General features: G+C 34.6%; 5 protein-coding genes and 1 pseudogene. 2 read left to right on the forward strand and 4 right to left on the reverse strand.

Annotated features, from left to right (window positions below; translation table 11 throughout):
* On the forward strand, positions 1–539 hold a 539-nt coding region (locus P8M54_RS09965), incomplete at its 5' end, for an alpha-amylase domain-containing protein (RefSeq protein WP_300287675.1).
* Positions 540–641: 102 nt separating this feature from the next.
* Complete coding sequence (locus P8M54_RS09970; protein WP_300287676.1) at positions 642–2,231, forward strand: peptide chain release factor 3; 1,590 nt, start codon at positions 642–644, stop codon at positions 2,229–2,231.
* An 86-nt stretch (positions 2,232–2,317) separates the two neighbouring features.
* Here the strand turns inward: P8M54_RS09970 and P8M54_RS09975 are convergent, their stop codons facing one another.
* From P8M54_RS09975 to P8M54_RS09990, 4 genes and pseudogenes are all read right to left on the reverse strand, one after another.
* Positions 2,318–2,677 carry a hypothetical protein gene (locus P8M54_RS09975; protein WP_300287677.1) on the reverse strand — a complete coding sequence of 120 codons (360 nt, stop codon included), beginning with the start codon at positions 2,675–2,677 and terminating at the stop codon, positions 2,318–2,320.
* Positions 2,678–3,261: 584 nt separating this feature from the next.
* Positions 3,262–3,621, reverse strand: coding sequence for a hypothetical protein (locus tag P8M54_RS09980; protein WP_300287678.1), 360 nt, complete (start codon positions 3,619–3,621; stop codon positions 3,262–3,264).
* A 247-nt stretch (positions 3,622–3,868) separates the two neighbouring features.
* A complete protein-coding gene (locus P8M54_RS09985; protein WP_300287679.1) occupies positions 3,869–4,171 on the reverse strand; it encodes a DUF3467 domain-containing protein in 303 nt (100 codons plus the stop codon).
* Between the two features lie 92 nt (positions 4,172–4,263).
* Positions 4,264–7,005: pseudogene (locus tag P8M54_RS09990) on the reverse strand (DNA-directed RNA polymerase subunit beta'); the annotation flags it as partial.

Genomic DNA, 7,005 nt, shown 5'->3' on the forward strand with positions numbered 1-7,005 from the left:
GCTCTGTTTTTGATTTTGCCTGCTATTATAAAATGAACGATGCCTTTGATGGAAACAACCTGGCTCTTTTAAATGACGATATGATGTGGAAACGCAACCCATATAAAGCAGTAACCTTTGTAACAAATCACGATACCGACGAAATTTATACTAAAAACCTCGCGTATGCATACATATTAACGCACGAAGGTTATCCAACCATTTTCTACCGAGATTATGAAGAATGGCTGGATAAAACTAAAATGAACAATCTAATCTGGATCCATAATCAAAAAGCGACTGGAACAACCTCAATATTATATGCTGATAATGATGAGTATGTAGCAAGAAGAAATGGTTATAACGGAAACCCTGGATTAGTAGTTTACATCAATAACTCTACTACTTGGCAAGAAAGATGGGTACCAACTAACTGGACTAATGCACAGATAAAAGATTTTACCGGGAATTCATCATGGATTCCAACGACTCAAGGAGATAAATGGGTTAAAATACAATGTCCACCAAAAGGATATACGATTTGGTCAATTAACATGTAATTGATAGTTAAAAAGAAAGTAAATGAGGCAGTTTTAAAACACTGCCTCATTTTTTTTATTCACGTTTATAAATAGTACTTTTGCAGCCTATTTATATCATACATGAGCTTTTTAAAAGAAATACAACGAAGAAGAACTTTCGGAATTATATCGCATCCCGATGCTGGTAAAACCACATTGACTGAAAAATTATTACTTTTTGGAGGTGCAATTCAAGAGGCAGGTGCCGTAAAAAACAACAAAATCAAAAAAGGCGCTACAAGTGACTTTATGGAAATCGAACGTCAAAGGGGAATTTCTGTATCGACATCTGTTCTTGCTTTTAATTACCAAGATAAAAAAATAAATATTCTTGATACCCCAGGGCACAAGGACTTTGCCGAGGATACGTTTAGAACACTTACTGCTGTTGACAGCGTAATTGTTGTAATTGACGTTGCCAAAGGTGTCGAGGAACAAACAGAAAAATTAGTTGCCGTTTGTAGAATGCGTAAAATACCTATTATTGTTTTCATTAATAAAATGGACCGAGAAGGTAAAGATGCTTTTGACTTAATGGATGAAGTGGAGCAAAAACTTGGTTTAACCGTAACTCCCCTTAGTTTTCCTATTGGAATGGGGTACGATTTTCAAGGTATCTATAATTTATGGGAAGAAAACATCAACTTATTTAGTGGGGATAACCGAAAAAATATTGAAGAAACAATCGCTTTTTCAGATGTTCAAAGTCCTGAATTAGAAAAAATAATCGGTCAAAAACCCGCCGATACCTTACGCGAAGAATTAGAATTAATTGATGAAGTATATCCTAAATTTGATCGTCAAGATTATCTTGACTGTAAACTTCAGCCTGTTTTCTTTGGTTCTGCCTTAAACAATTTTGGAGTACGAGAATTACTTGATTGTTTTGTACAAATTGCTCCTTCCCCAAGAGCTAAAGAATCTGAAACTCGCTTAGTTGACCCTAAAGAAGAAAAACTAACTGGTTTTGTATTCAAGATACATGCTAACATGGATCCAAAGCATAGAGATCGTTTGGCATTTATCAAAATCGTATCGGGTACTTTTGAGAGAAACAAACCCTATTACCACGTTAGACAGAAGAAAAATTTAAAGTTCTCTAGTCCGAACGCCTTTTTTGCGGAGAAAAAAGAAATTGTTGACATATCCTATCCAGGAGACATTGTTGGCTTACATGATACTGGAAATTTCAAAATTGGAGATACCTTAACTGAAGGCGAAATCATGAGCTTTAAAGGGATTCCGAGTTTCTCTCCTGAGCATTTTAGATACATCAACAATGCCGATCCAATGAAAGCAAAACAGCTAGACAAAGGAGTGGATCAGTTGATGGATGAAGGTGTAGCGCAGTTGTTTACTCTAGAAATGAACAATCGTAAAATAATTGGAACTGTTGGAGCACTTCAATACGAAGTAATACAATACCGACTAGAGCATGAATATGGGGCTAAATGTACATATGAAAATTTTCCTGTACACAAGGCATGTTGGGTAAAACCAGATGATGCTAAGAATGACGAATTCAAAGAATTTAAACGCATTAAACAAAAGTTCTTAGCTAAGGATAAATATGGTCAATTGGTTTTTCTGGCTGATTCCGACTTTACAATTCAAATGACACAAAATAAATACCCAACGGTTAAATTGTTTTTTACTTCAGAATTTGAATAAAAAAAAACACAACTAGACATAAAAAAAACGCTAATATAAATTAGCGTTTTTTTTGTGCTTAAAATAAGTATAACTCCAAATTTTAATTATGCTAAAGCAGATTCAAAATTTACTGCTTTCTTCAAAAAAGCTTTAATCAATAAACGATTTGGTGCTATACCTGAAGTCATGATTTGTTTTTTTGTATTGATTCCTTCTGTAGATATTGTTGAATTTGGATCTTGTTTTGAGCCCATGAACCACTGTACAAACTCCATGTTAGTTGATACTCTTGCACTTTCTGCTTTAACTTCAGTAGTTGTAGTCTCTTCATCAATTGAAGAAGCTATTGCAGTAGCAGTTGTAGTTTGGCTATAACCTGAAACACTAAAAAGTAACGCACAAACAAAAACAGATAAGATGATCATCATGTTTTTAGAATTGTTTTGAGTTGCTGTAGTGTTCATAGTTTGGTGTTTTTCTAACTGATTAGCTGTCATTGCTAATCCTTATACGAAGATACAGCCACTATACGCCTGTTTAAAATATTTAAGATGAATCACATAAATACTCGTTAACTAACGAACGACTTGTCGATTAAAGATATTATATGCACTTTACCGATTGCAAACTACAGCAAATCAACCAGAAAAGATATTTATCATCTTTCCTACTAACAATACTTTAAAGAATTGAAGCCATTTTGAAGTTTAAAATCACACAAGTCCTCCTAAACCGAAATTAAGATTAGCTACAAGCTATTAACTATGCGCATTTATGCCTTAGTTAAGAGTTAAATTGAAGACACTCAAATAAACACTTCAATCAGAAATTCTAAGGAATTACAACTTACTCAACCGATAATTTTAGAACTAACCAAATGAAAACAAATCAACAGATAAAGCAGTTTGAATCATTTAATAGATAAAAGAGTGGCATAATTGTTTACTTCAGAAAACGAGTAAAAAAAGGAACTATCGGCCATAAAAAAAAAGCTAATTACTAACTAGCGTTTTTTTGAATTTAAAATAAGTATAACTCCAAATTTTAATTATGCTAAAGCAGATTCAAAATTTACTGCTTTCTTCAAAAAAGCTTTAATCAATAAACGGTTAGGTGCAATACCTGAAGTCATGATTTGTTTTTTTGTATTGATTCCTTCTGTAGAGATTGTTGAGTTTGGATCTTGTTTTGAACCCATGAACCACTGTACAAATTCCATGTTAGTTGAAACTCTAGCGCTTTCTGCTTTAACTTCAGTAGTTGTAGTCACTTCATCAATTGAAGAAGCAATTGCAGAAGAAGCTGTAGTTTGGCTATAACCTGAAACACTAAAAAGTAACGCACAAACAAAAACAGATAAGATAATCATCATGTTTTTAGATTTGTTTTGAGTTGCTGTAGTGTTCATAGTTTTGTATTTTTTTAATTGATTAGCTGTCATTGCTAATTCTTAGACAAAGATACGGCCACTATACGCCTATCTAAAATATTTACGATGAATCACATGAATACTCGTTAACTAACAAGCGACTTGCCGATTAAAGATATTATCTGCACTTTACCGATTGCAAACTGCAGTTAATCAACACTAAATGACTTCACCGTACTCTAAAATAAAAAAAGCTCCATATAAATGGAGCTTTCTCTAGTTTAAATTATGCTTGTCCTGCGGGACCAAAATTAAGTGGAATTGCAGGTTGTTCGCTATCTTTAATTTCGCCATGCGCGCTTTCAAATCGGTGAATATTTTCTCCAATCGCTTTTAGCAATCGTTTGGCATGCTGCGGTGTCAATACAATTCTTGATTTTACTTTCGCTTTTGGCACACCAGGCATGATGCTCACAAAATCGAGAACAAATTCTGATGAAGAATGATTGATAATAGCGAGATTAGAATAAATTCCTTCGGCTGTTTGCTCGTCTAACTCAATATTGATTTGGTCTTGTTGGTCTTTCATAATTTTAATAGATAATGATTAGCAACTTAATTATAGCAAAAAGTGATTAGCCAAAAGACTAATCACTAATTACTATAGACTAATTACTAAAATTAGTAAATATATTCTTCTTTGTTTGCCATCATATCATTGTAATCATCTTTAGAACCTACAATAGTATGATCGTATTCTCTCATACCTGTACCTGCAGGAATTCTGTGACCTACGATAACATTTTCTTTCAATCCTTCTAAGTAATCCACTTTACCTGCTACTGCAGCTTCGTTTAATACCTTAGTAGTTTCTTGGAAAGATGCTGCCGAGATGAATGATTTAGTTTGTAACGAAGCTCTCGTAATACCTTGTAAAACAGGAGTACCTGTTGCTGTGATAACATCACGTGCAACTACAATATTCTTGTCATTACGTTTCAATAACGAATTTTCGTCACGTAACTCACGTGGCGTTACAATTTGTCCTTCTTTCAGATTAGCTGAATCCCCAGCGTCCTCAATAACTTTCATACCGTATAATTTATCGTTTTCAACGATAAAGTCTTTAGTGTGAATCAATTGATCTTCTAGGAATAATGTATCTCCTGGATCTTGAACTCTTACCTTACGCATCATCTGACGTATTACTACCTCAAAGTGCTTATCGTTAATTTTTACCCCTTGTAGACGGTAAACTTCTTGAATCTCGTTAACCAAGTACTGTTGAACAGCTGCAGGTCCTTTAATTCTTAAAATGTCGTCTGGAGTAATCGCTCCATCAGATAAAGGTACACCCGCTCTTACGAAGTCATTTTCTTGAACAAGAATTTGACTAGATAATTTTACTAAGTACTTTCTAACGTCACCAAATTTAGATTCGATGATAATTTCACGGTTACCTCTTTTGATTTTTCCAAAAGAAACTACACCATCAATTTCAGAAACTACCGCTGGGTTTGAAGGATTACGAGCTTCTAACAACTCTGTAATTCTTGGTAAACCTCCTGTAATATCTCCTGATTTAGAAGAACGACGTGGGATTTTCACCAATACCTTACCTGCTTTAATTTTCTCACCATTGTCAACCATCAAGTGGGCTCCAACTGGTAAGTTATAAGAACGAATTAATTCACCATCTTTACCGTAAACCAATAAAGTTGGAATTAATTTTTTAGCTCTTGACTCCGAAATTACTTTTTCTTGGAAACCTGTTTGCTCATCAATCTCAACCATGAACGATTGTCCTTGCTCTAAATCTTCGTAAGCAATTTTTCCTGTAAATTCAGAAACAATTACACCATTATATGGATCCCATTTACAAATAACAGCTCCTTTTTCTACTGATTCTCCATCTTTTACAAAGATACTTGAACCGTAAGGAATGTTGTGTGTATTTAATAAGATACCTGTTTTTTCGTCAATTAATTTCAATTCAGTAGAACGAGAAACAACAATATCAACTGCGTTACCTTCGTTATCTTCACCTTTAACCGTTTTTAAATCTTCGATTTCTAGTTTACCCGCAAAACGAGTTAAAATACTAGATTCCTCAGAAATTCCACCCGCAACCCCTCCAACGTGGAAAGTACGTAATGTCAACTGTGTACCAGGCTCTCCAATAGACTGTGCTGCAATTACACCAACAGCCTCACCTCTTTGAGTCATTTTACCTGTAGCTAGGTTACGTCCGTAACATTTAGCACAAATACCTTTAGGCGCTTCACAAACTAGAGGCGAACGTACTTCAACACTCTCGATTGGTGAAGCTTCAATTACTTTCATAATTGCTTCAGTAATTTGTTGTCCAGATTGAACTAAAACTTCGTTAGTTAAAGGATTAATTACGTCTTGCAATGCAACACGTCCTAAAATTCTTTCTCCTAATGATTCAACGATTTCTTCATTCTTTTTCAATGCCGAAACTTCAACACCTCTTAGCGTTCCACAATCTTCGATATTTACAATAACATCTTGAGAAACGTCATGTAATCTACGAGTCAAGTATCCAGCATCCGCCGTTTTCAAAGCCGTATCCGCAAGTCCCTTACGAGCACCGTGCGTAGAAATGAAATACTCTAAGATCGATAGACCTTCCTTAAAGTTAGAAAGAATCGGGTTTTCAATAATCTCTCCACCACCAGCAGTCGATTTTTTAGGCTTAGCCATCAAACCACGCATACCAGTTAACTGACGAATTTGTTCCTTAGAACCCCTCGCCCCAGAGTCAAGCATCATATATACCGAGTTGAATCCTTGTTGATCCTCTCTAATATTTTTCATTGCCAATTCTGTCAATTGTGCATTTGCAGAAGTCCATACATCAATAACTTGGTTATAACGTTCGTTATTAGTAATAAGACCCATGTTATAGTTAGCAGAAATTCCTTCTACTTGCTCTCTTGCATCAGCAATCAATTTTGGTTTTTGATCTGGAATTCTAATATCCCCTAATGAGAAAGATAAACCTCCTCTAAAGGCAAATTTGTACCCCATGTCTTTCATATTATCCAAGAAGGCAGCCGTTTCAGGTACACTTGTTGAATTCAATACGTGACCGATAATATCTCTAAGATTTTTCTTAGTCAATACTTCGTTAATATATCCAGCTGCAGGTGGTACTACTTCATTAAATAATACACGTCCAGCAGTAGTTTCGATAATTTTGTACACTAACTCTCCAGCTTCATTAAAATCTTTTGCTCTAATTTTCACACGAGCATTCAATTCTAATCTTCCTTCATTTAATGCAATATTTGTTTCTTCAGCAGAATAAAAAACTAGATCTTGACCTAAAATTTTCTTTTCTGGAGTAGACAATCTTTCTTTGGTCATATAATATAGACCCAAAACCATATCCTGAGA

It is taken from the genome of Flavobacterium sp. (assembly GCF_029242675.1).
GTDB lineage: Bacteria > Bacteroidota > Bacteroidia > Flavobacteriales > Flavobacteriaceae > Flavobacterium.